The organism is Microbacterium thalli (assembly GCF_028737325.1).
In the GTDB taxonomy this organism is placed as follows: Bacteria; Actinomycetota; Actinomycetes; order Actinomycetales; family Microbacteriaceae; genus Microbacterium; species Microbacterium thalli.
In genome coordinates this window covers 737476-764296 of sequence record NZ_JAQZCH010000002.1, presented here as the reverse complement: position 1 = coordinate 764296, position 26821 = coordinate 737476, and the positions used below count along the sequence as shown (strand labels likewise).

Sequence of the window (26821 nt, the reverse complement as noted above, 5' to 3'; positions counted from 1 at the left end):
GAACCCGACATGTCTGTTCTCGAGATCCGCGACCTGCACGTGACGGTCGAGACCGAGGCGGGGCCCACCCCCATCCTCAACGGTGTCACGCTCACCGTGCGCACGGGCGAGACCCACGCCATCATGGGCCCCAACGGCTCGGGCAAGTCGACGCTCGCCTACGCGATCGCCGGCCACCCCAAGTACACCGTCACCGGCGGGTCGATCTCGCTCGACGGCGTGGACGTCCTCGAGATGTCGGTCGACGAGCGTGCCCGCGCGGGCCTGTTCCTCGCGATGCAGTACCCGGTCGAGGTGCCCGGCATCACGGTGACCAACTTCCTCCGCACGGCCAAGACCGCCGTCGACGGCGAGGCTCCCGCGATCCGCTCGTGGACCAAGGACGTCAAGCAGGCCATGGCGAACCTCCGCATGGACCCCAAGTTCGCCCAGCGCAACGTCAACGAGGGCTTCTCGGGCGGCGAGAAGAAGCGCCACGAGATCCTCCAGCTCGAGCTGCTGAAGCCGAAGATCGCGGTCCTCGACGAGACCGACTCGGGCCTCGATGTCGACGCGCTCAAGATCGTGTCGGAGGGCGTGAACCGCGCCAAGGCCGACACCGACCTCGGCGTCCTGCTGATCACGCACTACACCCGCATCCTGCGCTACATCCAGCCGCAGTTCGTGCACGTCATGGTCGCGGGGCGCATCGTCGAAGAGGGCGGACCCGAGCTCGCCGACCGTCTCGAAGAAGAGGGCTATGACCGCTTCCTCGACGCCGGTACGCCGGTCGACGCGTAGGATCGTTACATGACCGCAACGCTCGCTCCCGAGAAATACGACGAGGTCACCGAGGCCCTCAAGGACGTGATGGACCCCGAGCTGGGGATCAACGTCGTCGACCTGGGCCTGATCTACGACCTCGCGTGGGATGACGAGAACGACGCGCTCGTCATCCACATGACGCTGACTTCGGCCGGGTGCCCGCTGACCGACGTGCTCGAAGAGCAGACGGCGCAGGCCCTGGACGACGTCGTCGAGCGGTTCCGCATCAACTGGGTGTGGATGCCGCCGTGGGGTCCGGAACGGATCACGGACGACGGCCGCGACATGATGCGCGCGCTCGGCTTCGCGATCTGACGCGTCACGCGGCGACATGTCGCCGACCTCGTCCGCGGTCGCTGGCTAGGCTCGCGGGATGAACACCCCGCCCCTCGATGCCCTCCCGCTCGAGACGTTGCGGCGCCGGTCGAGCACGAAGTGGCGATCGTATCCGCACGACGTCATCCCGATGTTCGTCGCTGAGACGGACTTCGCCCTCGCTCAGCCGATCACGCGCGCACTGCACGAGGCGGTCGAGATCGGCGACACCGGTTACACCCCGCCGCAGCCGGGCGTGGCCGAGGCCTTCGTCGGCTTCGCCCGCCGCCGGTGGGGATGGGATGTCGAGCCCGAACGCGTCCGCTGGACCGGCGATGTGATGATGGGCGTCGTCGAAGTGCTGCGAGCGACGGTGAACCCGGGCGACCGCGTCGTGGTGAACCCGCCGGTGTATCCGCCGTTCTTCGACACGGTCGCCGAAGCCGGCGCGGTCGTCGAAGAGGTGCCGCTGCGCGACACGGGAGCCGGCTGGGAGCTCGATCTCGCCGGCATCGAGGCGGCGCTCGCGACCGGCGCCCGCGCCGTTCTGCTGTGCAACCCGCACAACCCGACGGGTACGGTGCACTCGCGCGACTCACTCCGCCAGCTGGCCGACGTCGCCGCGCGCTACGGTGCCGTCGTGATCAGCGACGAGATCCACGGGCCCCTCGCCGCCGCCGATACACCCTTCACGCCGTTCCTCAGCGTCTCGACCGCGGCGGCGGCGGTCGGTTACGCCGTGACCAGCGCCTCGAAGGCCTACAACCTCGCGGGCCTCAAGTGCGCGGTGATGGTGACGGCATCCGATGCCACGACCGCCACTGTTCGCGCCCTGCCGTGGGAAGTGGAGTGGCGCACCGGACTGTTCGGCGCGCTCTCATCCGTCGCGGCGTTCTCCGCGGACTCGGATGCCTGGCTCGACGGCCTGCTGGCCCGCCTCGAGCTCAATCGGCGGCTGCTCGCCGACCTGCTCGCCGAGCATCTGCCGCGTGCGCGTTACCGGATGCCGCAGGCCGGGTTCCTCGCGTGGATCGATGTGTCCGACTACGGGTGGGGAGACGATCCGGCTGATCGCGTCCGCGAAGGCGCGGGGGTGGCGCTGCACCACGGACCGTTCTTCGGCACGCAGGGTATCGGCCACGTCCGGCTCAACTTCGGGTGCGGCCCGGACGTGCTCCGCGAGGCTGTCGAGCGGATCGGAGCGTTCGCCCGCGCGACGGCGCCGTTGGCTCAGGTCTCGGAGCGGCCCACGCGCCAGTAGCCCATGAAGGCGACGGCACGGCGGTCGACGCCGACGCTGCCGACGAGGTGACGGCGCAACACCTTGATCGCCGAGGCCTCGCCGGCGAGCCACGCGTACAGCGGCGCCCGCTTCAGCGCGGCGCCGCCCTTGGCAGTGCGCGGCACCTCCCAGAGGATGTCGTGGTCGATGTCGATCTCTTCGACTTCGGCGCCGATGCCGGCAGGAGCGAGGCTTTCGGCGACGGCCTCGACGGCCGCGACGAGGTGAGCGTGGCGGTGCGCCTCGCCGCTGCGCGCGGCCAGGACGAGATCGAAACCGGGGTGGCGGGGAAGGTAGTCGAGGTCCGCTTCGGTGGGGAGCTCCAGGACGACGGTGCCGCGCGCCTCCGGCGGAAGCTGCTCGAGGATCACCGCGATCGCGGGCGCGGCCGTCTCATCGCCGGCAAGCAGGATGGCATCGGTCTCGGCCGGCGGGACGAAGTCGATCCCGTAGCTGACTCCGGTATGCGCCGTGGTGGGGGCGAGGATCAGCACCTCGTCGCCGACCCGGGCCTCGGCGATCCATGCCGATGCCGGCCCGATGACATCGTGGGCGACCATGTCGATGTCGACCTCATGCGCCGAGGCCCGCACGGCGCGCGTCGTGTACGTGCGCATGACCGGCCGCCCCGCCTCGGGCAGCGCACGCCATCGCTCGTACCAGTCGGGCCCGGTGGGCATGTCGTCGAGCGAGGCGGTCTCGGTCGCGAAGATGACCTTCACCCGCTGGTCGAAGCCCGGGTCGCCGTAGTCGGCGAGCGAAGCGTCGCGGAAGGTGAAGCGGCGGAAGCTCGGCGTGAGGTCGGTGATCGCCGCGACGGGCGCACGGAAGAAGCCGAGGGTGGCGAGGGACACGGATCGCTCCAGTTCAGGCGGCGGTGACGCCGTCGGGATCGGACGGGGCATGCGGCGACGGCACGTGGTGCCGCCCGATGGGCAGCACGAGGGGTCGCCCCGTCAGGGGGTCGGGGATGACGCGGCTGTCCAGGCCGAAGACGGCCCGGACGGTGTCGGCGGTGAGGACCGACGAGGGGTCGCCCGCGGCGTAGAGGCGTCCACCGGCCATCGCGACGAGGTGGTCGGCGTAGCGTGCGGCGAGATTCAGATCGTGCAGCACCATCACGATCGTCGTGCCGCGATTGCGATTGAGGTCGGTGAGCAGATCGAGGACGTCGATCTGGTGGCTGACATCGAGGAATGTCGTCGGCTCGTCGAGCAGCAACACGTCGGTCTGCTGCGCAAGGGCCATCGCGATCCAGACGCGCTGGCGCTGCCCTCCCGACAGCTCGTCGACCGAGCGGTCGGCGATCGCGGCCGTGTCGGTGGCCTCGAGAGCGTGCGCGACCGCCTCGTCGTCGGCGCGGGTCCAGCGGGCGAGCGGGCCGTGATGCGGCGTCCGGCCGCGGCTGACCAGGTCGGCGACCGCGATGCCCTCCGGCGCGATGGGCGACTGCGGCAGCAGCCCGAGCTCGCGGGCGAGCTGACGCGTCGGCATCCGGTGGATGTCGCGGCCGTCCAGCAGCACCTGTCCGGTGCGCGGCGTCAACAGCCGTGCCATCGACTTCAGCAGCGTGGACTTGCCGCAGGCGTTGGCGCCGACGATCGCGGTGACCTGCCCGCTCGGGACCGTCAGGTCGAGGTCGTCGACGATGATGCGATCGCCGTAGCCGAGCTGGATGCCGCGGGCCTCGAGGGTGCGGTTCAGAGTCATAGTGAGCCTCCCGAGCGGCTGCTGCGGACGAGCAGGATGATGAGGTACGGAGCCCCGAGCACGCCGGTCACGACGCCGACGGGCAGACGCAGTCCGAGCAGGTACTGGGCGGTGAGGTCGGCCACGAGGACGAGCAGCGACCCGAACAGACCCGCCGCGAGGACGGGGGAGCCCACGGGGCCGAGCAGCCGCGCGGCGATGGGACCCGACAGGAAGGCCACGAACGCGATCGGTCCGGCGGCGGCCGTCGCGAAGGCGAGCAGGGCGACGGCGGCGACGATGAGCAGGATGCGGCGCCGCTCGACGGGCACGCCGAGCGCGGATGCCGCCTCGTCGCCCAACCGCATGAGTTCGAGGTCGCGCGTCAGCCACAGCAGCACCGGAACGACGACGACCATCGCGATCGCGAGCGGCACGACCTGGCTCCAGGAGCCGCCGTTGAGGTTACCCGTGATCCAGCGCATCGCCGCCTGCAGGTCCCACTCCGCGGCCCGCGAGAGCACGTACGACACGACGCTGTTGAAGATCGCCGCCACGCCGATGCCGATGAGGATGAAGCGGGCTCCCGCGCCGCCGTCCTTGTAGGCCAGCAGGTAGATCGTCACGGCGGTCGCGAGCGCGGCCACGGTGGCGAGCAGCGAGACGCCGGTCTCGGTGAGCGACAGGAACACGATCCCGACGACCGCCGCGGCGCTCGCGCCGGCGTTGATGCCGATGATGTCGGGGCTCGCGAGCGGGTTCCGCAGCATCGTCTGGAACACCGCCCCGCCCATGCCGAAGCAGAGGCCCGTCAGCATCGCGAGCGTCGCGCGCGGGAGGCGCAGCTCGCCGACGGTGAAGGACGCGCCCGGGACGGTCTGGCCCATGATGACGCCCCAGACATCCGCGGGGGAGTAGAACGTCTGCCCGACCATGAGAGACACGGCGTACATGACCACGACGGCCGTCAGCAGCGCGCCGATGACGAGACGTCGCCGCCACGCCCGCCGCGCCCGCCCGCGCGCGACGATGTCGAGCGTCGACCGTGACGCCGTCAAGCCGCTCATAGCGCCCGCACCTTCTGGCGGCGGACGATGGCGATGAAGAAGGGGGCGCCGATCAGCGCCGTGACGATGCCGACCTCAATCTCCTGCGGGCGGGCGATCACCCGTCCGACGACATCGGCGACGACGAGGAGCCCCGCGCCGACGAGCGCCGACACCGGCAGCAGCCAGCGGTGGTCGGGCCCCACGAGCAGACGGCAGACGTGGGGGACGATGAGTCCGACGAAGCCGATGGGCCCGGCGACGGCGGTGGCGGCACCGCACAGGATCACCGCGCCCAGTGCGGCGACGAGACGGGCGGTGCGCACGCGCTCGCCGAGACCCGCGGCCAGCTCGTCGCCGAGCGCGAGGGAGTTCAGGGCCGCGCTCGCGGCCAGGCAGATCACCGCGCCCACCGCGAGGAAGGGGAGCACGAGCAGGATCTTCTCGAGGGTCGCGCCGCCGACGCCGCCGATCTGCCAGAACCGGAAGACACTCATGACATCGATGCGCGGAAGCAGGATGGCGCTGATCAGCGAGGTGAAGGCGACGGCGGTGGCCGCGCCGGCCAGGGCCAGCTTGAGTGGGCTCGCCCCGCCGCGTCCGAGAGAGCCGATCGTGTAGACGAAGACCGCGGCCAGGGCGGCCCCGAGCATGGCGAGCCAGATGTAGCCGAAAGCGGAGGAGACGCCGAAGAACGCGAGGCCGATGACGACGGCCAGCGAGGCGCCGCCGTTGATCCCGAGAATCTGGGGGTCGGCGAGGGGGTTGCGGGTGACGCCCTGCATCACGGCACCCGAGACGGCGAGGGCTGCGCCCACGAGAAGTGCGAGCAGCGTGCGGGGCACGCGCTTGGCGACGGCGGCCGCGGAGGCGGTCTCGATGTCGCCGCTGAGGCCGGCGATGATGTCGTCGACCCCGACGGCGCGTGTGCCGAAGGTGACGGAGACCACGCCGGCGGCGATGACCACCGCGACGAGGACGAGAAGCCAGACGACCCGCCGCCGCGAGCCGCGTCGAGGAGACGCGGTCGCGGCGGCGGGGACCGTCGCTACGGACGCGCTCACGGCATCCGGAGAGCGGTGCTGATCACGAGGCCGCCTTCTGCGCGGCCGCTCCGATGAGGTCGATGTACTCCGCCGTGAGGTCGTCGGTGATCGACAGGGGGCTCGGGTTCGCAGCCGCCGAGAGCGGCGCGTTCGCGATGGGCAACACGACGACGGCGCCCGACGCGACAGCGGGGATGCGTGAGAGCAGCGGGTCGGCCTGCATGGCGGCGAGCGTCGCGTCGTCGCCGTAGGTCACGAGGACCTGCAGGTCTTCGAAGCGCTCGATCTCTTCGGTGCTGTTGGTGATCCAGAACTGGTCGGTGTTCTCGGATTGCTCCACGACGGTCGCGGCGGAGGCCAGGCCGAGGTCCTCGAGGAAGAGCGCGCGCGGGTCCTCGAGCGAGTAGAAGCCGAGCTGGCTCAGGTCGGTGGCGTCGAACGAGCTGAAGAGCGTGGTCTTGCCGGCGATGTCGGGGTGGGCGGCGGTGAGCTCGTCCAGGTGCGCCGTCAGGTCGTCGACGAGGGTCTGAGCCTCGCCCTCGAGGCCGAGCGCGGTGCCGTTGATCATCGTGAGGTCCTGCCAGGTGGTTCCCCACGCGACCTCGGGGTAGGCCACGACCGGCGCGATCTTGCTGAGCGTGTCGTAGTCGTCCTGCGTCAGCCCCGAGTACGCCGCGAGGATGACGTCGGGCTGAGTGTCGGCGACGGCCTCGAAGTCTATGCCTTCGGACTCGTCGAAGAGCACGGGGGTCTCCGCGCCGAGCTCGTCGAGCTTGTCTTCGACCCAGGGGAGGATGCCGTTGCCGTCGTCGTCGCCCCACGTGACGGCGGGCATGCCGACGGGCACGACGCCGAGGGCGAGAGCGGCTTCCTGGTTCGCCCACGACACCGTGGCGACTCGTTCGGGCTTGCTCTCGATCGTGGTCTCGCCGAAGGCGTGCTCGATCGTGACGGGGAAGGCGTCGGACGCGGCGCCGCCCGAGGCGGCGGGGGCGTCGTCGGAGGAGGCAGCGGTCGAGCCGCAGCCTGTTAGGAGCAGGGCGGCCGCGACCAGGGTTGCGGCGGCGGTGCGGATTCGGGGCACAGAGTCCTCCAGAGGAGAAGCGAGTAAGGGCAGGCTTACTTTACGTCTCCGGCTCGCTGCGCGCTAATCCGCTGCAGGCCGTCTGAAGGTCCCGGCGAGAACGGCGATGGCCCCGGTGCGGAGCACGCACCGGGGCCATCGCGAGAGAATCAGCGCCGCGAGCGCCGATCGACGGCGCGCACGAGCGCCCACGTGGCGGGGATGAGCAGCGCTGCGGCCGCCGCCTTGAGCAACCCGGGCAGGATGAACGGCCACACGCCGGCGTTCAGGACGCCCGCGAGCGTGACGTCCTGACCGATCACGAGCGCGAGCACGGCCGCCATGTAGGGCACACCCAGGAGGAAGGGGACGATCGACGCGGCGACGAACCCGACGAACGCCAGCACCGGACGGCGGTCCCAGGCGCGTTCGGCGAACCAACCGGCGATCATGGCGGCGGGGATGAAGCCGAGCACGAAGCCGAAGGAGGGTGCGAGCACGTAGGCCGGGCCCGCGACGGGGCCGGCGAACACCGGGAGGCCGGCGAGCCCCACGAGCAGGTACGCGGAAAGGGCTGCCGCGCCGCGCCGAGCGCCCAGGGCTGCTCCGACCACGATGACGCCGAGTGTCTGACCGGTGATGGGGATCGGGCCGATGAAAAACGACACCTTCGCCAGCAGGGCGACGAACGCCACGCCGGTGACGACGAGCGTCGCGTCGACCGCGAGCGCGTGCAGCCGCGTGGAGGGGCGTCCGACGACATCGGCGAGGACCGGGACGCGTGAGGCAGCGAGGGACATGGGGCTCCTTCGAGTCGAGCGGCCCGGTCTGGCGCGGAGCCGCGGGATCAGCCTAGGACGGCTCGTCGCACGGCCGATTGGCCGGGCGCCACAAAGGAACGCGGGATGCGTTGTGCTTGCCCCTGTTCCGCGCGCGACGAAGGCTGCGACCGCACTGAGCACGCCGGGCTAGGATGGGAGGCTGGCCGTTCGGCCGCTTCCCTGTTCTCGACGATTGGACGATCGCTGTGCTCGCCGTGCACGACCTCGAAATCCGCGTGGGTGCGCGCACGCTGATGTCGGACGTGTCGTTCCGTGTCTCGGGCGGCGACAAGATCGGTCTCGTCGGCCGCAACGGCGCCGGGAAGACGACGCTCACCAAGGTCCTCGCGGGTGACCTCCTGCCCAGCGACGGCAGGGTGGACCGTTCCGGCGAGCTCGGCTATCTGCCGCAGGACCCGCGCACGGGTGATCCCGAGATGCTCGCGCGCACCCGCATCCTCGACGCCCGCGGGCTGGGGACGATCGCCGTCGACATGCAGGCGGCGTCGCTCGAGATGGCATCCGACGACGAGAAGGTCGCTGCGAAGGCGATGCGGCGTTACGGCAACCTCATGGAGCGCTTCGAGGGACTCGGTGGCTATGCGGCCGAGGCGGAGGCGGCATCGATCGCCCACAACCTCTCGTTGCCCGACCGGATCCTCGACCAGCCGCTGAAGACCCTGTCGGGCGGTCAGCGTCGACGCATCGAGCTCGCGCGCATCCTGTTCTCGGATGCGCAGACCATGATCCTTGACGAGCCGACCAACCACCTCGACGCCGACAGCGTCGTATGGCTGCGCGAGTTCCTCAAGGGGTACAAGGGCGGACTCATCGTCATCAGCCACGACGTCGAGCTGGTGGGGGAGACCGTCAACCGCGTGTTCTACCTCGACGCGATGCGTCAGGTGATCGACGTCTACAACATGAACTGGAAGAACTACCTTCGTCAGCGCGTCGCCGATGAGGAGCGCCGCAAGAAGGAGCGGGCCAACGCCGAGAAGAAGGCGACGGCGCTGCAGCAGCAGGCCGCGCGCTTCGGTGCGAAGGCGAGCAAGGCCGCGGCGGCGCACCAGATGGTCGCTCGCGCCGAGAAGCTGCTGTCGGGGCTCGACGAGGTGCGGCAGGAGGATCGCGTCGCGAAGCTGCGCTTCCCCAAGCCCGCCCCGTGCGGAAAGACCCCGCTCATGGCATCGGGGCTGTCGAAGTCGTACGGCTCGCTCGAGATCTTCACCGACGTCGATCTCGCCATCGACCGCGGCTCGAAGGTCGTGGTGCTCGGGCTGAACGGTGCCGGCAAGACGACGCTCCTGCGGATCCTCGCCGGCGTCGACCAGCCCGACACCGGAGTCCTCGAGCCCGGACACGGCCTGCGGATCGGGTACTACGCGCAGGAGCACGAGAACCTCGACGTCTCGCGCTCGGTGCTGCAGAACATGATGTCCTCGGCGCCCGACATCACCGAGACCGAAGCGCGCAAGGTGCTCAGTTCGTTCCTCTTCACGGGCGATGACGTGCTGAAACCGGCCGGGGTCCTCTCCGGCGGCGAGAAGACCCGCCTGTCTTTGGCGACCCTCGTCGTCTCGTCGGCCAACATGTTGCTGCTCGACGAGCCGACGAACAACCTCGACCCCGCGTCCCGCGACGAGATCCTCGGTGCGCTCGCGCACTACGAGGGCGCCGTCGTGCTCGTCTCGCACGACGAGGGGGCCGTCGAGGCGCTCAACCCCGAGCGCGTCCTGATCCTGCCCGACGGGGTCGAGGACATCTGGGGACGCGACTACCTCGAGCTCATCACGCTCGCCTGAGCGCGGCGCTCAGCGGCGCGACGAGTCGAGGATGGCGTCCTCGTCCGCCATGTCGCGGTCCCGCTTGCCGTCCCGCCGCCGGCGCAGGCTCGCCGGGACGACCGGGTCGGCCGTGGCGGATGCCGCGACGTCGAGCCCGGCGGCGGCGGCATCCTCCTCGTCCTCCCGGCGGTGCCGGCGCTCGGTCCGGATCATGTACCAGATGAAGACGAAGCCCATGATCGCGAACAGGATCCACTGGATGGCGTACGAGAGGTGCGGTCCCGGGTCCTCCGACGGCGTCGGGAGGGCGCCCAGCGATTCGGCCGGGGCCGGATCCTCCGAGACGAGCAACCCGTAGGCGGAGGTCACGACGTCGCCGGTCAGGTCAGCCTCGGCGGCGACCAGGTCCAGGTTGATGGTGGGAACCTGGCCGTCCGGCGCCGAGCGCCCGGATGTCGGCGCGGCCTCGGCCGGCTTGAGGCGTGCCACCACGGTCACCGTGCCGGTCGGAGGGGCGGCGATGGCGTCGGGCTCGGGGCTGTCGCGCCCCGGGGGCACCCACCCGCGGTTGACCACGAACACCCGGCCGTCGGTCGTCCGGAAGGGCACGAGCACCTCGAAGGCCGAGGTCCCGCCGTGCGGACGGTTGCGCACGAGCACCTGGTCGTCGGCGAGGTACTCGCCGGCCATCGTCACCGGATGCCATTCGTCGGCCGGATCGAGCGCGCCATCGGGCGGGAGCAGCTCGCCGAGCGCGGCGGGCTCGGCGTCGTAGTTCGCCTCAACGAGGGCGAGCTGGGCGCTACGGTCCTCGTTCCGGGTGAACTGCCAGTTCGACAGATAGGCGCAGGCGACCGCGAACGCGATCGCGACGGCGACGTAACCGGCCCACCGCGCGGCCGTCTTGCCGGTCACGTCGTCGCCTCGGTCATCGGCTCGACCTCGACGGGGAAGTCACGCGCCGCGAGGAACTCGCGCAGATACGACACGTGCTCATCGCAGGCCGTCCACACCTTCCGGCGGTCCGCCGTGTGGATCCGTGGATTCCGCCAGACGACGCGCCAATGCGCGCCCGCCCGGCATCCCGCACGCGAGCACTCGATGTCGTTCACTCCGGCCGGGACTCCCGGATCTCGATGACCGTGGGCTTCTCGGGGCGAGGCGCCTCGGTCGACGGCTCGGGGGCCTCCGGGAGGGCGGCCAGCGGCGAGACCGCCGCTGGTTCGCGCACGTCGTCGCCGACGTTCGCCACCACGACCGCGATGTAGGGCAGGAGCACCGCTCCCACCGCGAACGCCGCCGTGTGCCAGCCGTATGGCGTGACGACCGCCATGAGGATGAAGCACAGCACGCGCACCGCCATCATGATGAAGTACTTCGTCATGCGGCGGGAGGAATCGTCGCGCGGTGCTCGCGGCAGCGAGGTCGCCGACGGGGTGGCGGGATGGTGCTTCACGGTGCACCCAGGATACGCCCGCTGAGAGCGGCACGGCCGGGATCAGAAGGTCGAGGAGTAGCTGTTGTAACTGTCCTGCTCGATCGCCCAGCCGATGAACGACGCGAAGACGATGATGCCGATCACGGCGAGCGCGAGGCCGGCGTATCCGACGATGAGGCCCGCGAGCGCCATGCCGCGGCCCTTCTCGTTCGTCCGCTTGATCTGCGACAGCGAGATGTGGCCCATGACGACACCGGCGATGGAGCCGATGATCGGCAGAATCCAGATGAAGCCGACGATCGAGGCGATCATCGACACGATCGCGAGGGTGTTCGTCTTCTCCTGGACGTATCCGCCGCCGTAGCCGTAGGCCGGGGGCGGGTACGACGCGGGCTGGTAGCCGGGGGCCGCCGCCTGGTAGCCGCCCTGCGGCGGAGTCGCGTACGGGGGAGCGGGCGGGGGAACCGGCATGCCGGAGGACGGGTTCTCCGGCTGGGGATTCGGCTGCTGCGGCTGGGTGGGGTCGCTCACATCTGCTCCTCGTCGACGTCGAGCCGCCAGCCTATCGTCCGTCGCCGTCGCGCATGTGGCCGATAGGCTTGCCGGGTCCCCGCCGCCGTCCCAGGAGAGCCGCATGTCCACGTCCCGAGTCGTCCTCATCACCGGAGGCAACCGCGGCATCGGCCGCGCGATCGCCGAGCGATTCGTCGCCGATGGACATCGAGTGGCGGTCACGGCCCGGTCGGGCGAGGGCCCGGAGGGCACGTTGACGGTCCGCGCCGACGTCACCGACGCCGTGTCGCTCGACGCCGCGTTCACGCAGGTCGAGGCCGAGCTCGGCCCGGTCGAGGTCGTCGTCGCCAACGCCGGCATCACGAAGGACACTCTCCTCCTGCGCATGACCGAGGATGACTTCGACTCCGTCGTGTCGACCAACCTGGGCGGCGCGTTCCGCGTGGTGAAGCGGGCGTCCAAGGGGATGCTGCGCGCCAAGTGGGGTCGCGTCATCCTCATCTCGAGCGTGGTCGGACTGTTCGGATCGGCTGGGCAGATCAACTACGCGTCGTCCAAGGCGGCGCTCGTCGGCTTCGCCCGCTCGCTCACGCGCGAGCTCGGCGCTCGCGGCATCACCGCCAACGTCGTCGCCCCCGGCTTCATCGAGACCGACATGACGGCCGCCCTGCCGGAGGACACGCAGGCCGAGTACAAGCGCAGCATCCCGGCCGGACGCTACGGCTCGTCTGCCGAGGTCGCGGGGGCGGTCGCGTGGCTCGCGTCCGATGATGCCGCGTACATCTCGGGTGCCGTCATCCCGGTCGACGGCGGTCTCGGCATGGGGCACTGACCCCGCGCTCTCAGTCCAGCGCGGCCACGATCTCGGCTGCGAGCCGCGCCGGCTGCGAGAACTGCGGCCAGTGGCCCGAGCCCAGCTCGACGACACGAGCCTTCTGGATGGCGGCGAACTCGTCGGCGAACGGCGGCCACTCCGCGAGCATCGCCCGCAGACCGGAGTCGTCGGCCGAACCCGAGAGGACCGTCACCGGAACCCGGTGACGCCGCGCGTCCGTGAGCCGGAGGGGGTCGGTCGGGACGCGGCGGGGCACCGGGCCCACCCTCTCGGCCCATCGGGCGCGCGTGTCGGCGTCCAGGTCGGCGATGTCGGGCTCGTCGAAGAAGTCCCACCCCGGGAACGGCACGACACCGTCGACGACGGGGAACTCCGAGATCTCGGCACCCGCGGGCGGCGGGACGGTGTCGACGAAGACGACGTGCGCGACGCGATCCGGACGGGCGTCGGCGGCGCCCCAGGCGACGTTCCCGCCGCCGCTGTGACCGACGAGTGCCACGGGGCCGGCGAGGTCGTCGATGTGCTCCACCACCGCCGCGATCCAGTCATCCAGCCCGATGTCGGTCGCCCGGGTCGAACCCGCGCCCGGAAGGGTCAGCGGGCGACCGGTGTGTCCTGCCCGCTGGAGCGCAGGCAGCACCTCGTCCCATGACGACGCGTCGAGCCAGAGGCCGGGGATGAGGATGACGTCCATGCCCTGACGCTAGCCCTCGGGCGAGCGCCGCAACAGGTCGCGGGAGCTACGGGCCCGGTCAGGGCAGCAGCGGGATGAGCTCGCGCAGGTCGACCGGATCGATCACGAGGTCCGCCTGGCGCCGGACCGCGGGCTTCGCGTTGAACGCGACACCGAGCCCCGCGGCCGACAGCATCCGCAGATCGTTCGCCCCGTCGCCGACGGCGATCGTGCGGCGAAGCGGCAGGTCTCGTTCCTCCGCCCACCGGCGGAGGGAGTGCTCCTTCGCGGCGGCATCGACGATCTCGCCCGAGACGGTGCCGTCCAGTGCATCGCCCGTGGTGCCCAACCTGTTCGCTCGCCACACGTCGACCTCGAGCCGCGGGGCGACCTCGTCGAGGATCTCGTGGAAGCCCCCCGAGACCACGGCCGCCACCCCGCCGCGCGCGTGGATGGCGTCGATCAGGTCGGCGGCGCCGGGTGTCGGCTCGACGCGCGCGAGAACACGCGCGAACGCCGCTACGGGGACCCCCGCGAGCTGGGCGACCCGCGAGCGCAGGCTCGCGGCGAAGTCGACCTCGCCGCGCATCGCCGCCTCGGTCGCCGCGGCGACCTCGGCGCCCCGACCGGCCTCATCGGCGATCAGCTCGATGACCTCGTTGCGCAGGAGGGTCGAGTCGGCATCGAAGACGACGAGGAAACGCGCATGGGGCATGGACCCACGCTAGCGGGGTCGGACCTCAGCGCTCGACGCGCGCGTTCTTGCCGACGATCGTGATCCCCGTGTCGGTGACGGTGAACCCCCGGGCGAGGTCGCGCTCGCGGTCCACGCCGACCGTCGCGCCGTCCTCGAGGACGACGTTCTTGTCGAGGATCGCCCGGTGCACGCGGGCGCCCGCTCCGACGCTGACGTAGTCGAACAGCACCGAGTCGGTGATCGTCGCGCCGCCGCCCGACAGCGTCCACGGGCCGACGACGCTGCGCTCGAGGTGGGTGCCGGACAGGACCGAGCCCAGCGACACGATCGAGTCGATCGCGTTGCCCATGCGGCCGACGCTGTCGCGCACGAACTTCGCCGGCGGCGAGTTCACCGCCTGCGAGTGGATCTGCCAGTCGGTGTTGTAGAGGTTGAAGATCGGCAGGGTCGAGATGAGGTCCATGTGGGCGTCGAAGAACGACTCGATGGTCCCGACGTCACGCCAGTAGTTGCGATCACGCGGCGTCGACCCCGGCACGTCGTTGCGCTTGAAGTCGTACACGGCGGCCTCGCCGCGGTCGACGAAGTACGGCACGATGTCGCCGCCCATGTCGTGGTTCGAGGTCGGCACTTCGCCGTCGGCCTCGACCGCCTCGATGAGCGCGTCGGTGTTGAAGATGTAGTTGCCCATCGACGCCAGCACCTCGTGCGGCGAGTCGGGCAGACCCGTGGGGTCCTGGGGCTTCTCGAGGAACGCGCGGATGCGGGTCTCGTCGGTCGGCTCGACGTCGATCACACCGAACTGGTTGGCCAGGCTGATGGGCTGACGGATGCCGGCGACGGTTGCGCGTGCGCCCGACGCGATGTGCGCGTCGAGCATCTGGCGGAAGTCCATGCGGTACACGTGGTCGGCGCCGATGACGACGACGATGTCGGGCTTCTCGTCGTTGATGAGGTTCAGCGACTGCAGGATCGCGTCGGCCGACCCGGAGAACCAACGCTTACCGAGGCGCTGCTGCGCCGGAACCGACGCGACGTACGAGTCGAGCAGCGCCGACATCCGCCAGGTCTGTGACACGTGGCGGTCGAGGCTGTGCGACTTGTACTGGGTGAGGACGACGACCTGGCGCAGCCCCGAGTTGATGAGGTTCGAGATCGCGAAGTCGATCAGCCGGTACTGCCCTCCGAAGGGCACGGCGGGCTTGGCGCGGTCAGCCGTCAGCGGCATCAGGCGCTTTCCCTCGCCGCCGGCGAGAACGATTCCGAAGACCTTGGGCGCTGCTGGCATGGGACCACACTAGGCCCGCCGAACGCTCCTGTACTAGCGTTCGAGCCATGCGTGTAGACATCGTCTCGAAGGAGTATCCTCCCGCAATCTACGGCGGCGCCGGGGTGCATGTGACCGAACTGGTGCGCGCTCTGCGCGAGACGATCGAGGTGCAGGTCCGGGCGTTCGGAGCGGACCGCGACGAGCCCGACACGACCTCCTACGCGACCCCCGCCGGGCTCGCCGAGGCCAACCCTGCGCTCCAGACGCTCGGCACCGATCTCGAGATCGTGGGGGATGTCGCGGGCGCCGACGTCGTGCACAGCCACACCTGGTACGCCAACTTCGCGGGGCACGTCGCCTCGCTGCTGCACGGCATCCCGCACGTGATCACGGCGCATTCGCTCGAGCCGCTGCGGCCGTGGAAGGCGGAGCAGCTGGGTGGCGGCTACGCCGTGTCGAGCTACATCGAGAAGACGGCGTACGAGAACGCAGCGGCCATCGTCGCGGTCAGCGACGGCATGCGTCGCGACATCCTGCGCAGCTATCCGTCGCTCGACCCCGAGAAGGTGTCGGTGATCTACAACGGTATCGACGTGGAGTCCTGGCGGCCCGTGGACGATCCCGCCGTGCTCGAGCGCTTCGGCATCGATCCGTCGCGCCCCTCCGTCGTGTTCGTCGGGCGGATCACCCGGCAGAAGGGGCTGCCGTACTTCCTCCGGGCGGCTCGGCTGCTGCCGGATGACGTGCAGGTCGTGCTCTGCGCCGGCGCGCCCGACACCCCCGAGATCATGGCCGAGGTGCAGGGCCTGGTGCGCGAGCTGCAGTCCGAGCGCTCCGGCGTCGTGTGGATCGAGGAGTTCCTGCAGCGCGACGAGCTGTGCGCGATCCTCACGGCCGCGACGACGTTCGTCTGCCCCTCGGTGTACGAGCCGCTGGGCATCGTGAACCTCGAGGCGATGGCGTGCGGCGCCGCGGTCGTCGGCACGGCGACGGGCGGCATCCCCGAGGTCGTCGTCGACGGTGTGACCGGGCGCCTGGTGCCGATCGAGCAGGTCGACGACGGTACGGGCACCCCCCTCGATCCCGACCGATTCGTCGCCGACCTCGCCGCGATCCTCACCGAGGTCGTGACCGACCCGGAGACCGCCGCGCGGTTCGGCGCCGCGGGTCGCGAGCGGGCGGCGTCCGCCTTCAGCTGGACGGCCATCGCCGACGAGACGGCGGCGTTGTACGCGAGGGTCGCAGGGTCCCGGACGCTAGGCTGATCCCATGCCGCAGGTTCTGGATTTCTCCGACGTCGTCGTCCGCCGAAACGCCCGGAACATCGTCGACGGTGTCGACTGGTCGGTCACGGGCGACCAGCGCTGGGTCGTGCTCGGCCCGAACGGTGCCGGCAAGACGACGGTGCTCCAGCTCGCCGCGAGCCTGCTGCATCCGACCTCCGGCGTCGTCGAGATCCTCGACGAGCGCCTCGGCCGCACCGACGTGTTCGAGCTGCGCCCGCGCATCGGCTTCGCCTCCTCGGCGATGGCGCGGCGGGTTCCGCCGGAGGAGACGGTGCTCGACGTCGTGCTCACGGCGGCATACGCCGTCCTCGGTCGCTGGCGAGAGGACTACGAGGACATCGACGAGCGACGCGCGATGCGGGTCCTCGCCGAGTGGAAGCTCGACGCTCTCGCCGACCGGACGTTCGGCACTCTGTCGGACGGGGAGCAGAAGCGCGTGCAGATCGCCCGGGCCGTCATGACCGACCCGGAGCTGCTGCTGCTCGACGAGCCCACCGCCAGCCTCGACCTCGGCGCTCGCGAGGAGCTGCTCGCCCTCCTCGGCGGGTACGCGCAGGCGCCGACGACGCCGGCGATGATCATGGTCACCCACCACGTCGAAGAGATCCCGGTCGGCTTCACCCACGTGCTGCTGCTGCGCGAAGGCCGTGCCGTCGCCGCCGGCCCGTTGGCCGAGACGCTCACGGCCGAGAACCTCTCGACGACGTTCGGTCTGCCCATCACCGTCACCTCCGACGGCGGCCGTTACGCGGCTCGCGCGGCATCCTGAACCTGGTAAGATCGCTCTTTGGTGCAGACGCACCGCAGACTTCCCTCGCCCTGGCAAAATCCAGGGCACCACGTAAGGAAACCCATGAAGACTGACATCCACCCCGAGTACCGCGCCGTCGTTTTCCGCGACCTCGGCTCCGGCGAGACCTTCCTGACCCGTTCGACGGTCTCGAGCGACAAGACGATCGAGCTGGACGGCGAGACCTACCCGGTCATCGACGTCGAGATCTCGTCCGCTTCGCACCCGTTCTACACGGGCAAGCAGCGCATCATGGACTCGGCCGGCCGCGTCGAGAAGTTCAACCAGCGCTTCAAGAACTTCGGCTCCAAGTAAGCCACACCGCAACGGCCCCGCTTCGGCGGGGCCGTTGTCGTTTCCCGGTGCGGTCGTCTCCGGGTGTCGTGGTGTCCGGTCAGTCCCGGACGATCGGGATGGCGGACGTCTCGACGGCCACTTTGCGACGGTGCAGCGCGCGCTGCTCGGGCAGCGAGATGTCGAACACGACGGCGAGCAACCGGATGATCGTCGTCACGACGATGCCGATGATCGCCGCGACCACGAGCGGCGCGCCGAAGGTGACGGTTCCCGCGAGGACTGCGCAGCCGGCGGCGGCCGCGACGGCGTAGAGCGAGCCCACGTGCATGATCGCGACGGGGAGCCCCAGGATGACGTCGCGCAGGATGCTGCCGCCGACGGCGGCGCACGAGCCGATGAAGATCGCCGGCACGATCGGCAGTCCCAGCGACAGCGCCTTGCTCGTGCCGAAGGCTCCGAACAGCCCGATGACGACGGCATCGAGGCCGATGATGACGGCGTTCAGGCGCTGGAAAACGTTCGACAGCAGCATCCCCACGAGGGCGGCGGTCGTGGCCGTGATCAGGTACCAGTTGCTCTGCAGCGTGACCGGGGGAACATTCAGCAGCAGGTCGCGGATCAGACCGCCGCCCATGCCGATGAGGATGCCGATGATGACCACGCCGAGGGGATCGAGACGGCGTTTGCCGACGAAGCCCGAGGCGAAGAGCGCTCCCTGCACGCCGCCGAGTCCGACCGCGGTGAGATCGGCCCACAGCGGGATCACGAACTGAGTCTGCGTCACGGATCCATTGTCGTGGGTCGGCGGGATAATCGATGGGTGCCCACCTACCGCGACGAGGTCGTGATCCTCCGTACCCACAAGCTGGGCGAGGCCGACCGCATCGTGACGATGCTCAGCCGTCGCCACGGCAAGCTCCGCGGCGTCGCGAAGGGCGTACGGCGCACCTCGTCGCGCTTCGGCGCGCGGCTCGAGCCGTTCATGGTCGCGGACGTGCAGATGTACAAGGGCCGCTCGCTCGACATCGTCCAGCAGGCCGAGTCGCTCGGCTCCTACGGCGCCGACATCGCGGCGGACTACGACCGCTACACCTCGGCCTCGGCGATGGTCGAGGCCGCCGACCGGTTGAACGAGGCCGAGACGACGCCGCAGCAATACCTTCTGCTGGTCGGGGGACTCCGGGCACTGTCCCGCGGCGAGCACGACAGCCGCGCGGTGCTGGACTCGTACCTGCTGCGCGCGATGGCCCTCTCGGGCTGGGCGCCCTCGCTCGACGCCTGCGCCCGCTGCGGCCGCACCGGCCCGCACCCGGGCTTCGTCGCCCCCCTCGGCGGGTCGGTGTGCGATGCCTGCGCCCCCGCCGGGTCGGCGCGCATCGCCCCCGAGACGGGCGACCGGCTGCGCGCGCTCATCGCCGGCGAATGGGATGTCGTCGACGCGGGCAGCCCGCACGCGGCGGCATCCGCGTCGGGACTCATCGCGGCGTACGCGCAGTGGCATCTCGAGCGCGGCATCCGGTCGCTCGGCCACATCGGCGTCGGGCGGTGAGGGCGAGCGCGTCGCCACACCGCGCCGCCAGCCGGGGGCTCTAGGCTCGAACCGATGAGTCCCCAGCCGTACACCCACCGCGACGCCGTGCCCTATCGTCCGCTCGACTGGACCGGCGTCTACCCGCCCGCCTTCCCGCGCGGCGGCGTGCCCGCTCACGTGGCCATCGTGATGGACGGCAACGGGCGCTGGGCGAACCGCCGTGGCCTCACGCGCATCGAGGGCCATCGCGCGGGTGAGGAAGTGCTGCTCGACGTCGTCGCCGGCGCGATCCAGGCCGGGGTGAAGCACCTGAGCGTGTACGCGTTCTCGACCGAGAACTGGTCGCGTTCACCCGACGAGGTGCGCTTCCTCATGGGCTACAACCGCGATGTGCTGCACCGTCGTCGCGATCAGCTGAACGAGTGGGGCGTGCGCGTGCGTTGGGCGGGTCGCCGGCCGCGGCTGTGGGGTTCGGTGATCTCCGAGCTGCAGTTCGCCGAGAAGCTGACCCGCGACAACGATGTGCTGACCCTCACGATGTGCGTGAACTACGGCGGCCGCCACGAGATCATCGACGCGATGCGCGCGATGGGCGAGCAGATCGCCGCGGGACGCATGAAGCCTTCGGCGATCACCGAGAAGACGCTGCGTCGACACCTCTACGTGCCCGACATGCCCGACGTCGACCTCTTCATCCGCTCCAGCGGCGAACAGCGCACGTCGAACTTCCTGCTGTGGGAGGCCGCCTACGCCGAGATGGTGTTCCTCGACACGCTGTGGCCGGACTTCTCGCGCACCGACCTGTGGGGTGCGATCGAGCTGTATCTCTCGCGCGACCGGCGATTCGGCGGCGCCGTCGACGCGCCGACGGCCTGAGCCGCACCGGCACGAGGGAATAGCGCTCGGTCGCGCGAACGTTGCACCCGACGTGACGGACGCAATCAAGATCGACGTGTGGAGCGACATCGCCTGCCCGTGGTGCTACATCGGCAAGCGCAACCTCGAGGCCGGACTGGCCGCGACGGCGGAGGATGACGACGCCCCGCGCGTCGAGGTGACCTTCCACTCGTTCGAACTCTCGCCCGACACCCCCGTCGACTTCGACGGCGACGAGCTCGACTTCCTCTCGAGCCACAAGGGCATGCCGCGCGAGCAGGTCCAGCAGATGCTGGAGAACGTCACGGGCGTGGCGAAGGATGCCGGCCTGGACTACCACTTCGACATCCTCAAGCACACCAACACGGTCAAGGCCCACGAGCTGCTGCACTTCGCCAAGGCCCAGGGGCGTCAGCACGAGATGACCGAGCGCCTGATGGCGGCCTACTTCACCGAGGGACGCCACGTGGGCCGTGTCGACGAGCTCGTCGAGCTCGCCGCCGAGGCAGGGCTCGACGCCGACGCCGCCCGAGACGCGCTCGAGACGGGGGAGTACCTCACCGCCGTGCGAGCCGACCAGGACCAGGCCCGCTCCTATGGGATCAACGGGGTGCCGTTCTTCGTCATCGACGGCAAGTACGGCGTCTCGGGCGCCCAGCCGGCGGACGCGTTCGCGCAGATCGCACGCCAGGTGTGGGCCGAGCGCGACGCGGTCGCCGTCGCCGAGTAGACGAGCGTCAGCGGGGCAGGTTCGCCTCGATCAGGGCGACGATCTCGGGTGCGTCGGGCTTCGTCTGCGGGCGGAACCGGTGCACCTCACCCGCCGGGGTCACGACGAACTTCTCGAAGTTCCACATGACCGGCCCCTTCGCGCCCTCGGCGTTGCGGATCTTCTTCAGTGCCTTGTACAGCGGAGCGGCGTGCGACCCGTTGACGCGGACCTTGTCCATGATCGGGAAGCTCACGCCCCACGTCATCGCGCAGTAGTCGAGGATCTCGTCCATCGACCCCGGCTCCTGCCCCATGAACTGGTTGCACGGGAACCCCACGACCTGCAGGCCGCGCTCGCCGTAGGTGCGCTGCAGCTGTTCGAGCTGCTCGTACTGGGGCGTCAGGCCGCATTTCGATGCGACGTTCACGACGAGCAGCACGCCGTCGCCGAGATCGCCCAGGGTCGTGGCGGCGCCGTCCGCCGCCGAGAAGGGAATCGAACGGATGTCGGTGGTCGCCTCGGTCACACCCACAGGCTACGCCCGGCCGCCTTCGCCCGCCCGTCCTTCTGGGAGAATGATCCGGTGAGTACCGTCCTGTCCGCCCCGCCGCCCCTGCGGATCGGCCCCATCGCGCTGGACGCGCCGGTCGTGCTCGCCCCCATGGCGGGCATCACCAACACCGCCTTCCGACGTCTGTGTCGCGAGTACGGTGCCGGCCTGTACGTCAGCGAGATGATCACGACGCGCGCGCTGGTCGAACGCAACGCGACCACGATGCGGCTCATCACCCACCACGAGTCCGAGACGCCGAGATCCATCCAGCTCTACGGTGTCGATCCGGCCACGACCGAGGCGGCTGTGCGGCTGCTGGTCGACGAGGACCGTGCCGACCACATCGACCTGAACTTCGGCTGCCCCGTGCCCAAGGTCACCCGCAAGGGCGGGGGAGCCGCGCTGCCCTGGAAGCTCGATCTGTTCCGTGACATCGTCACGCGCGCGGCCCGCGCCGCCGGCGACGTTCCGCTGACGGTCAAGATGCGCAAGGGCATCGATGCCGACCACCTCACCTTCCTCGACGCGGGTCGCATCGCCGAGGACGCCGGGGTCGCCGCCATCGCCCTGCACGCGCGCACTGCGGCGGAGTTCTACTCCGGCCACGCCGATTGGGACGCCATCGCGGCGCTCAAACAGGCCGTCACGAGTGTTCCGGTTCTCGGCAACGGCGACATCTGGTCCGCTGACGACGCCGCCCGGATGATGGCCGAGACCGGCTGCGACGGCGTCGTCGTCGGTCGCGGCTGCCTGGGCCGTCCCTGGCTCTTCGGCGATCTCGCGCGCGCCCTTGGCGGTCCGGGTTCCGCCGGGCCCGAGGTCGACGCGACGCTCGGGTTCGTCGCGGCGGCCTTCCGACGGCACGCCGAGCTGCTCGTGGAGTTCTTCGACGACGAGGGGCGCGGATGCCGAGACATCCGCAAGCACGTCGCCTGGTACTTCAAGGGCTACCCGGTCGGCGGCGACACACGCGCCCGGCTGGCGACCGCATCGAGCCTGGCCGAGATCGACGAGATTCTCGCGACCCTCGACGCCGCGGCGCCGTACCCCGGTGCCGCGGCGGAAGGCCAGCGAGGACGCGCGGGCACCCCGAAGCGGCCGGCACTGCCCGATCGCTGGCTCGAGTCGCGCGACGTCGATGCGGCGGAGTCGTCGGCCATCGCAGCAGCGGAGATCGAGAACAGTGGCGGCTGACGCGACGAGCGGCGTGGGGGTCTCGGCGGGACGCCCCACCGGTTACGACGACCACGACGCCGCCCGCTACCACCGCGAAGAGCACCGCTCGCGTCGCGACAGCTTCGCGCGCGACCGCGCCCGGGTGCTGCACTCGGGAGCGCTGCGCCGCCTTGCCGCGAAGACGCAGGTGCTCAGCCCGGCGAGCCCCGCCGACTTCGCCCGCAACCGGCTGACGCACTCGCTCGAGGTCGCGCAAGTCGGACGCGAACTGGCGATCGCCCTGGAGCTCTCGCCCGACGTGGTCGACACCGCGTGCCTGTGCCACGACCTCGGGCATCCGCCGTTCGGGCACAACGGCGAACGCGCGCTCAACGACTGGGCCGAGGACATCGGCGGCTTCGAGGGCAACGCGCAGTCGCTGCGCATCCTCTCGCGCCTCGAGCCGAAGGTCGTCGACGCCTTCGGGCAGAGCGCGGGGCTGAACCTCACCCGCGCGAGCCTCGACGCGACGTGCAAGTACCCGTGGACGGTCGAACACGCCATCCCGGACCCCGGCGGGCGCCAGAAGTTCGGCGTCTATCCCGAGGACGAGGCGGTGTTCCGCTGGATGCGCGAGGACGCCCCGGGGCGGCTGCGCTGCATCGAGGCCGAGGTCATGGATCTCTCCGACGACATCGCCTATTCGGTGCACGATTTCGAGGACGCCGTGCTCAACGGCTACCTCGACCCGCGCCGCCTCGCCGACCCGCGCGAGCGCGAGGCACTGCTGACCGCGATCCAGAGCTGGGTCGGGTACGGATTCACGCGCGACGAGCTGGGCGACGCCCTGTACCGGCTCACGCGGCTGCCGGAGTGGCTGACGTCGTACGGTGGGTCGCGCGCCGACATGGCCCGGCTGAAGAACCTCACGTCCGATCTGATCGGCCGGTTCGCGCGGGCGGCGACCGCGGCGACTCGCGAGCACTACGACATCCCCGTTCTCACCCGGTTCCGCGGGCGCGTGATCGTCCCGCGGGTCATCGAGGTCGAGATGGCCGTGCTCAAGGGCGTGATCGGTGCCTTCGTCGTCTCGATCGAGGGACGCAAGGGCCTCTATCACGAGCAGCGGCGCGTGCTGCGGCGTCTCGCCGACGCGCTGTGGGACCGCCCCGAGCACCTCGATGTGCTCCACGCCGAGGACTTCGCCGCCGCGACGACCGATGCCGAACGCCGACGCGTCGTCGTCGACCAGGTCGCCACACTGACCGACCGGTTCGCGATCGAATGGCACGGCCGGCTCGTGGGTCCCGTCGACCTGCGCGAGCTCGGCCTGTGGTCGTCCGACCCGCGCGCGACGGCGCCCAGCCACTTCGCGCTGCCCGAGCCGCTCGAAGGGCTCTGATGGCGCGCATCCGGCAGACAGACATCGAAGAGGTCAAGGCGCGCACGAACATCGGTGACATCGTCGGCGAGCGTGTCGCGCTGAAGTCCGCGGGCGTCGGATCGCTCAAGGGCCTGTGCCCGTTCCACGACGAACGCAGCCCGAGCTTCCATGTCCGGCCGCAGGTGGGCTATTACCACTGCTTCGGCTGCGGTGAATCGGGCGACGTCTACTCGTTCCTGCGCGCGATGGATCACCTGTCGTTCACCGAGGCGGTCGAGCGGCTCGCGGCGCGGATCGGGTACTCGCTGCACTACGAGGACGGCGCGGCGGCCCCCGAGACGAGTGGCCGCTCGCGGCTCTACGCCGCCCACACGGCGGCGGCGGAGTTCTACCGGTCGCAGCTGTCATCGCCTGACGCGCAAGCGGCCCGGCAGTTCCTCGGCGAGCGGGGGTTCGACGCCGGGGCTGCTGCGCACTTCGGCGTCGGGTACGCCCCGCAGGGGTGGTCGGCGCTGCGCGATGCGCTGCGTTCGCAGGGCTACACCGACGACGAGCTGCTTGCCGGCGGCCTCGTCTCGAAGGGGCAGCGCGGTGTGTACGACCGGTTCCGTGGGCGCCTCGTCTGGCCGATCCGGGATGTCGCCGGGCAGACGATCGGGTTCGGCGCCCGCCGGTTGTACGACGACGATCAGGGTCCGAAGTACCTCAACACCCCCGAGACGCCGATCTACAAGAAGGCGTCGGTGCTGTACGGCCTCGACCTTGCGAAGAAGTCGATCTCGCGCGAGCACCGCGCTGTCGTCGTCGAGGGTTACACCGACGTGATGGCGTGCCATCTGGCCGGTGTCACCGGCGCGATCGCATCGTGCGGCACGGCGTTCGGCTCGGAGCACATCACCGTGCTGCGCCGCGTCATGGGTGACAGTGAGGGCAGTTCGGGCGAGGTCGTCTTCACCTTCGACCCGGATGCCGCCGGACAGAAGGCCGCCCTGCGCGCCTTCGGTGAAGAGAAGCGGTTCGCGGCGCAGACCTACGTGGCGGTCGCGCCCGAAGGGCTCGATCCGTGCGACCTGCGGCTGCACCGCGGAGACGCCGCCGTTCGTGCGCTCATCGACGCGAAGGCGCCGATGTTCGAGTTCGTCATGGATCAGCGGCTCTCGACCTACGACCTGTCGACGGTGGAGGGGCAGATCGGGGCGCTGCGTGCCGCGGCGCCGATCGTCGCCGACATCCGGGATGCCGCGCTCCGGCCGGGGTACACCCGCGTGCTGGCTCGCAAGCTCGGGCTCGACCTCGCCGAGGTCCAACCCGAAGTGGAACGAGCCGCCCGCCGGGCTCCGGCGACATCCCCCGGGGCGGCGTCGCAACGGGCGGATGCCGCAGCGTCCGCCCCCGGCCCATCGGCGGGCGAGTCGGCGGCGTCGGTTCGAGTCACCCTCGCGTCGCTGCCGCCCGCGCTCGAACTCGAGAAGCGCGCGCTCATGGGGGTGCTGCAGTACGGGCATCTGCTCGAGAAGCAGGCCGTGGACATCGCACTGGGGCTGCCCATGCCGCATCCCGCGCTCGAGGCCGTCCGCCAAGCGGTGTCGATGCAGCCCGACCTGACGAAGCCCGGGTGGACCTCCGCCGCCGTCGACGCGACGCGGGAGCCGTACCGCACGCTCACCATCGAGCTGCTGACAGCGGACTTCCCCGCGGGCACCGAGCGGATCGCCCAGACCACGGCCATGGAGTCGCTGCGCAAGCTCCGCCTGCGCGCACTCGAACGCGAGAAGGCGGAGCTGCGGAGCGCGCAGCAGCGCCTCGAGCCGGGCTCGGCGGAGTTCCGCTCGATAGGCATGGCCATCCGTGACCTCGATGTGCGTGTGCGGCGCCTCATGGAGACCGAATAGCGACGGTGACGCGAGTGGCGCGCGTCCGCCGAAACAGGCAGGATGAACCGCATGTCCCGACGACCCGACGCGGAGATCGCGGTGCGCTGCGACGATCTGTCGATCGCACGCACCGGAGACGCCGATCGTGTGGTCGAGGGGGTCAGCTTCACGGTGCGCGCGGGTGAGGCGCTCGCCGTGATGGGGGCGACCGGTTCGGGCAAGTCGACGCTGCTGTCGGTCCTGGCCGGTACGGCGCCTGCGGACGTCGGCGTCGTCGGGGGTCTGGCCGAAGTCACCGGGATCTCGGCACGCAAGGGCGGACGGTCTCGCCGGATGCTCACGTACTACGCGGGACACATGCCGCAGGCGGCCGGCGCCGCGCTGCCCGCGCGTCTGACGGTCTCCGAGGTGATCGCCGAGCCCATCACGGCCCGTGACCGACGCGTCAGCCCGCGCGCCCTGTCGCTACGTGTCGCGTCGCTGCTCGACGAGCTGCACCTGCCGCTCGGTGCGGCCTCGCAGTACCCGTACGAATTGAGCGCGGGCATGCGGCAACGCGTCGCCCTGGCGCGCGCTCTCGTGCTCGACCCGAAGGTCTTCATCGGCGACGACCCCTACGCCAACCTCGACATCGAGGTGCGCATCGCCGCGCGCGAGGCCCTGCTGTCGCGGCGGGACGACACCGGCATGGCGATCGTCATCGCGACCAACGACGCCGAGACGGCCGACGAGTTGGATGCCGCCGCGCTCGTGCTGCACGCGGGGAGACCGGTCGGCTATGGACCGAGCGCGTCCGAGGTGGCGTGGACCCCGGACGGACGTTCCCGGGCCTCGTGACCCGCCGACCCGCCCGGCGGTCGGACGATGTCGTCAGCACGCCCAGAGCTTTGCTAATATAGAGGGGTTGCCCAGCGCGAGCGGGTGACTGATCCTCGGTAGCTCAATTGGCAGAGCAATCGGCTGTTAACCGATAGGTTCTTGGTTCGAGTCCAAGCCGGGGAGCGAGAGATTCGCGTTATCTACCGCGGCTCTCACCGAAGGCCCGGGCTTCCACCCCGGGCCTTTACCTTTGCCCGGATGATGT

Annotated in this window: 30 protein-coding genes and 1 tRNA gene; 16 read left to right on the top strand and 15 right to left on the bottom strand. The window is 70.4% G+C overall.

Annotated features, from left to right (window positions below):
* Positions 1-9: 9 nt before the first annotated feature.
* The 3 genes from sufC to PUW82_RS11720 are packed head-to-tail and all read left to right on the top strand — an operon-like array spanning position 10 to position 2380.
* Positions 10-780 carry a Fe-S cluster assembly ATPase SufC gene (gene sufC, locus PUW82_RS11730; protein ID WP_274222463.1) on the top strand — a complete coding sequence of 257 codons (771 nt, stop codon included), beginning with the start codon at positions 10-12 and terminating at the stop codon, positions 778-780.
* Between the two features lie 9 nt (positions 781-789).
* Positions 790-1119, top strand: coding sequence for a metal-sulfur cluster assembly factor (locus tag PUW82_RS11725; RefSeq protein ID WP_120228536.1), 330 nt, complete (start codon positions 790-792; stop codon positions 1117-1119).
* A 58-nt stretch (positions 1120-1177) separates the two neighbouring features.
* Positions 1178-2380, top strand: coding sequence for a MalY/PatB family protein (locus tag PUW82_RS11720; RefSeq protein ID WP_274222462.1), 1203 nt, complete (start codon positions 1178-1180; stop codon positions 2378-2380).
* Here PUW82_RS11720 and PUW82_RS11715 read toward each other — a convergent pair.
* From PUW82_RS11715 to PUW82_RS11690, 6 genes are all read right to left on the bottom strand, one after another.
* Positions 2350-3255 (bottom strand): siderophore-interacting protein, encoded by a 906-nt coding sequence (locus PUW82_RS11715; RefSeq protein WP_274222461.1) that lies wholly within the window; start codon positions 3253-3255, stop codon positions 2350-2352. The genes PUW82_RS11720 and PUW82_RS11715 overlap by 31 nt on opposite strands.
* A gap of 13 nt (positions 3256-3268) precedes the next feature.
* Positions 3269-4111 carry an ABC transporter ATP-binding protein gene (locus tag PUW82_RS11710; RefSeq protein ID WP_274222460.1) on the bottom strand — a complete coding sequence of 281 codons (843 nt, stop codon included), beginning with the start codon at positions 4109-4111 and terminating at the stop codon, positions 3269-3271.
* A complete protein-coding gene (locus PUW82_RS11705; RefSeq protein ID WP_274222458.1) occupies positions 4108-5157 on the bottom strand; it encodes a FecCD family ABC transporter permease in 1050 nt (349 codons plus the stop codon). The genes PUW82_RS11710 and PUW82_RS11705 overlap by 4 nt, the downstream gene beginning before the upstream one ends.
* Complete coding sequence (locus tag PUW82_RS11700) at positions 5154-6200, bottom strand: FecCD family ABC transporter permease (RefSeq protein WP_274222457.1); 1047 nt, start codon at positions 6198-6200, stop codon at positions 5154-5156. The genes PUW82_RS11705 and PUW82_RS11700 overlap by 4 nt, the downstream gene beginning before the upstream one ends.
* A gap of 22 nt (positions 6201-6222) precedes the next feature.
* The gene (locus PUW82_RS11695) at positions 6223-7266 is read right to left on the bottom strand and encodes an iron-siderophore ABC transporter substrate-binding protein (RefSeq protein WP_274222456.1); all 1044 of its coding nucleotides are present in this window, start codon (positions 7264-7266) and stop codon (positions 6223-6225) included.
* 149 nt (positions 7267-7415) lie between these two features.
* The gene (locus PUW82_RS11690; RefSeq protein ID WP_274222455.1) at positions 7416-8045 is read right to left on the bottom strand and encodes a biotin transporter BioY; all 630 of its coding nucleotides are present in this window, start codon (positions 8043-8045) and stop codon (positions 7416-7418) included.
* Positions 8046-8272: 227 nt separating this feature from the next.
* Between PUW82_RS11690 and PUW82_RS11685 the strand changes: the two genes are divergently transcribed.
* Positions 8273-9871: an ABC-F family ATP-binding cassette domain-containing protein gene (locus PUW82_RS11685; protein WP_274222955.1), complete on the top strand. Its 1599-nt coding sequence runs from the start codon at positions 8273-8275 to the stop codon at positions 9869-9871.
* Between the two features lie 9 nt (positions 9872-9880).
* On the opposite strand, the gene PUW82_RS11680 is transcribed toward PUW82_RS11685, so the two are convergent.
* From PUW82_RS11680 to PUW82_RS11665, 4 genes are read right to left on the bottom strand one after another with little or no spacing between them, the layout of a single operon-like run.
* A complete protein-coding gene (locus tag PUW82_RS11680) occupies positions 9881-10768 on the bottom strand; it encodes an SURF1 family cytochrome oxidase biogenesis protein (RefSeq protein ID WP_274222454.1) in 888 nt (295 codons plus the stop codon).
* Positions 10765-10965 carry a hypothetical protein gene (locus tag PUW82_RS11675; RefSeq protein ID WP_274222453.1) on the bottom strand — a complete coding sequence of 67 codons (201 nt, stop codon included), beginning with the start codon at positions 10963-10965 and terminating at the stop codon, positions 10765-10767. Before PUW82_RS11675 ends, PUW82_RS11680 begins: the two co-directional genes overlap by 4 nt.
* Positions 10962-11309, bottom strand: a complete 348-nt coding sequence (locus PUW82_RS11670; RefSeq protein ID WP_274222452.1) for a DUF3099 domain-containing protein — start codon at positions 11307-11309, stop codon at positions 10962-10964. The genes PUW82_RS11675 and PUW82_RS11670 overlap by 4 nt, the downstream gene beginning before the upstream one ends.
* 42 nt (positions 11310-11351) lie before the next feature.
* Positions 11352-11822, bottom strand: a complete 471-nt coding sequence (locus PUW82_RS11665) for a DUF4190 domain-containing protein (protein WP_274222451.1) — start codon at positions 11820-11822, stop codon at positions 11352-11354.
* A 103-nt stretch (positions 11823-11925) separates the two neighbouring features.
* Between PUW82_RS11665 and fabG the strand changes: the two genes are divergently transcribed.
* Complete coding sequence (gene fabG, locus PUW82_RS11660) at positions 11926-12636, top strand: 3-oxoacyl-ACP reductase FabG (protein ID WP_274222450.1); 711 nt, start codon at positions 11926-11928, stop codon at positions 12634-12636.
* A 10-nt stretch (positions 12637-12646) separates the two neighbouring features.
* Here fabG and PUW82_RS11655 read toward each other — a convergent pair whose 3' ends face one another.
* From PUW82_RS11655 to glgC, 3 genes are read right to left on the bottom strand one after another with little or no spacing between them, the layout of a single operon-like run.
* Positions 12647-13333: an alpha/beta fold hydrolase gene (locus PUW82_RS11655; protein ID WP_274222449.1), complete on the bottom strand. Its 687-nt coding sequence runs from the start codon at positions 13331-13333 to the stop codon at positions 12647-12649.
* Positions 13334-13391: 58 nt separating this feature from the next.
* Positions 13392-14027: a phosphoserine phosphatase SerB gene (gene serB / locus PUW82_RS11650; RefSeq protein ID WP_274222448.1), complete on the bottom strand. Its 636-nt coding sequence runs from the start codon at positions 14025-14027 to the stop codon at positions 13392-13394.
* Positions 14028-14052: 25 nt separating this feature from the next.
* Entirely contained in the window at positions 14053-15297 is a 1245-nt protein-coding gene (gene glgC, locus PUW82_RS11645; RefSeq protein WP_274222447.1) for a glucose-1-phosphate adenylyltransferase, read from the bottom strand.
* Between the two features lie 47 nt (positions 15298-15344).
* Here glgC and glgA point away from each other — a divergent pair, with 47 nt between their 5' ends.
* The 3 genes from glgA (at position 15345) to PUW82_RS11630 (ending at position 17670) form a co-directional block, all read left to right on the top strand.
* Complete coding sequence (glgA, locus tag PUW82_RS11640; protein WP_274222446.1) at positions 15345-16544, top strand: glycogen synthase; 1200 nt, start codon at positions 15345-15347, stop codon at positions 16542-16544.
* 4 nt (positions 16545-16548) lie between these two features.
* On the top strand, positions 16549-17334 hold the full coding sequence (locus tag PUW82_RS11635; RefSeq protein ID WP_274222445.1) for an ABC transporter ATP-binding protein: 786 nt from the start codon (positions 16549-16551) through the stop codon (positions 17332-17334).
* Between the two features lie 84 nt (positions 17335-17418).
* The gene (locus tag PUW82_RS11630; RefSeq protein WP_018186539.1) at positions 17419-17670 is read left to right on the top strand and encodes a type B 50S ribosomal protein L31; all 252 of its coding nucleotides are present in this window, start codon (positions 17419-17421) and stop codon (positions 17668-17670) included.
* 79 nt (positions 17671-17749) lie between these two features.
* Here PUW82_RS11630 and PUW82_RS11625 read toward each other — a convergent pair whose 3' ends face one another.
* A complete protein-coding gene (locus PUW82_RS11625) occupies positions 17750-18436 on the bottom strand; it encodes a trimeric intracellular cation channel family protein (RefSeq protein ID WP_274222444.1) in 687 nt (228 codons plus the stop codon).
* A gap of 36 nt (positions 18437-18472) precedes the next feature.
* Between PUW82_RS11625 and recO the strand changes: the two genes are divergently transcribed.
* From recO to PUW82_RS11610, 3 genes are read left to right on the top strand one after another with little or no spacing between them, the layout of a single operon-like run.
* On the top strand, positions 18473-19201 hold the full coding sequence (recO, locus tag PUW82_RS11620; RefSeq protein ID WP_274222443.1) for a DNA repair protein RecO: 729 nt from the start codon (positions 18473-18475) through the stop codon (positions 19199-19201).
* 54 nt (positions 19202-19255) lie between these two features.
* Positions 19256-20059: an isoprenyl transferase gene (locus tag PUW82_RS11615; protein ID WP_274222442.1), complete on the top strand. Its 804-nt coding sequence runs from the start codon at positions 19256-19258 to the stop codon at positions 20057-20059.
* A gap of 52 nt (positions 20060-20111) precedes the next feature.
* Positions 20112-20789 carry a DsbA family oxidoreductase gene (locus tag PUW82_RS11610; RefSeq protein WP_274222441.1) on the top strand — a complete coding sequence of 226 codons (678 nt, stop codon included), beginning with the start codon at positions 20112-20114 and terminating at the stop codon, positions 20787-20789.
* Positions 20790-20796: 7 nt separating this feature from the next.
* Here the strand turns inward: PUW82_RS11610 and PUW82_RS11605 are convergent, their stop codons facing one another.
* Positions 20797-21297, bottom strand: a complete 501-nt coding sequence (locus PUW82_RS11605; protein ID WP_274222440.1) for a glutathione peroxidase — start codon at positions 21295-21297, stop codon at positions 20797-20799.
* A gap of 57 nt (positions 21298-21354) precedes the next feature.
* Here PUW82_RS11605 and dusB point away from each other — a divergent pair, with 57 nt between their 5' ends.
* The 5 genes from dusB to PUW82_RS11580 all read left to right on the top strand — a co-directional run bounded on the left by dusB (position 21355) and on the right by PUW82_RS11580 (position 26739).
* Positions 21355-22518: a tRNA dihydrouridine synthase DusB gene (dusB, locus tag PUW82_RS11600; RefSeq protein WP_274222439.1), complete on the top strand. Its 1164-nt coding sequence runs from the start codon at positions 21355-21357 to the stop codon at positions 22516-22518.
* A complete protein-coding gene (locus tag PUW82_RS11595) occupies positions 22508-23881 on the top strand; it encodes a deoxyguanosinetriphosphate triphosphohydrolase (protein WP_274222438.1) in 1374 nt (457 codons plus the stop codon). The genes dusB and PUW82_RS11595 overlap by 11 nt, the downstream gene beginning before the upstream one ends.
* Entirely contained in the window at positions 23881-25755 is a 1875-nt protein-coding gene (gene dnaG, locus PUW82_RS11590; protein WP_274222437.1) for a DNA primase, read from the top strand. The genes PUW82_RS11595 and dnaG overlap by 1 nt, the downstream gene beginning before the upstream one ends.
* 51 nt (positions 25756-25806) lie before the next feature.
* A complete protein-coding gene (locus PUW82_RS11585) occupies positions 25807-26574 on the top strand; it encodes an ATP-binding cassette domain-containing protein (protein WP_274222436.1) in 768 nt (255 codons plus the stop codon).
* A 92-nt stretch (positions 26575-26666) separates the two neighbouring features.
* A tRNA-Asn gene (locus PUW82_RS11580) sits at positions 26667-26739 on the top strand.
* Positions 26740-26821: the final 82 nt, after the last annotated feature.

Excerpts from the sequence above, each read along its gene's own strand:
- glgA (WP_274222446.1), top strand. The coding sequence starts at position 15,345 with ATGCGTGTAGACATCGTCTCGAAGGAGTATCCTCCCGCAATCTACGGC.
- PUW82_RS11690 (WP_274222455.1), bottom strand. The coding sequence starts at position 8,045 with ATGTCCCTCGCTGCCTCACGCGTCCCGGTCCTCGCCGATGTCGTCGGA.
- fabG (WP_274222450.1), top strand. The coding sequence starts at position 11,926 with ATGTCCACGTCCCGAGTCGTCCTCATCACCGGAGGCAACCGCGGCATC.
- PUW82_RS11585 (WP_274222436.1), top strand. The coding sequence starts at position 25,807 with ATGTCCCGACGACCCGACGCGGAGATCGCGGTGCGCTGCGACGATCTG.
- PUW82_RS11630 (WP_018186539.1), top strand. The coding sequence starts at position 17,419 with ATGAAGACTGACATCCACCCCGAGTACCGCGCCGTCGTTTTCCGCGAC.
- PUW82_RS11720 (WP_274222462.1), top strand. The coding sequence starts at position 1,178 with ATGAACACCCCGCCCCTCGATGCCCTCCCGCTCGAGACGTTGCGGCGC.
- PUW82_RS11705 (WP_274222458.1), bottom strand. The coding sequence starts at position 5,157 with ATGAGCGGCTTGACGGCGTCACGGTCGACGCTCGACATCGTCGCGCGC.
- sufC (WP_274222463.1), top strand. The coding sequence starts at position 10 with ATGTCTGTTCTCGAGATCCGCGACCTGCACGTGACGGTCGAGACCGAG.
- PUW82_RS11635 (WP_274222445.1), top strand. The coding sequence starts at position 16,549 with ATGCCGCAGGTTCTGGATTTCTCCGACGTCGTCGTCCGCCGAAACGCC.
- PUW82_RS11615 (WP_274222442.1), top strand. The coding sequence starts at position 19,256 with ATGAGTCCCCAGCCGTACACCCACCGCGACGCCGTGCCCTATCGTCCG.
- serB (WP_274222448.1), bottom strand. The coding sequence starts at position 14,027 with ATGCCCCATGCGCGTTTCCTCGTCGTCTTCGATGCCGACTCGACCCTC.
- PUW82_RS11655 (WP_274222449.1), bottom strand. The coding sequence starts at position 13,333 with ATGGACGTCATCCTCATCCCCGGCCTCTGGCTCGACGCGTCGTCATGG.
- glgC (WP_274222447.1), bottom strand. The coding sequence starts at position 15,297 with ATGCCAGCAGCGCCCAAGGTCTTCGGAATCGTTCTCGCCGGCGGCGAG.
- dnaG (WP_274222437.1), top strand. The coding sequence starts at position 23,881 with ATGGCGCGCATCCGGCAGACAGACATCGAAGAGGTCAAGGCGCGCACG.
- PUW82_RS11710 (WP_274222460.1), bottom strand. The coding sequence starts at position 4,111 with ATGACTCTGAACCGCACCCTCGAGGCCCGCGGCATCCAGCTCGGCTAC.
- PUW82_RS11725 (WP_120228536.1), top strand. The coding sequence starts at position 790 with ATGACCGCAACGCTCGCTCCCGAGAAATACGACGAGGTCACCGAGGCC.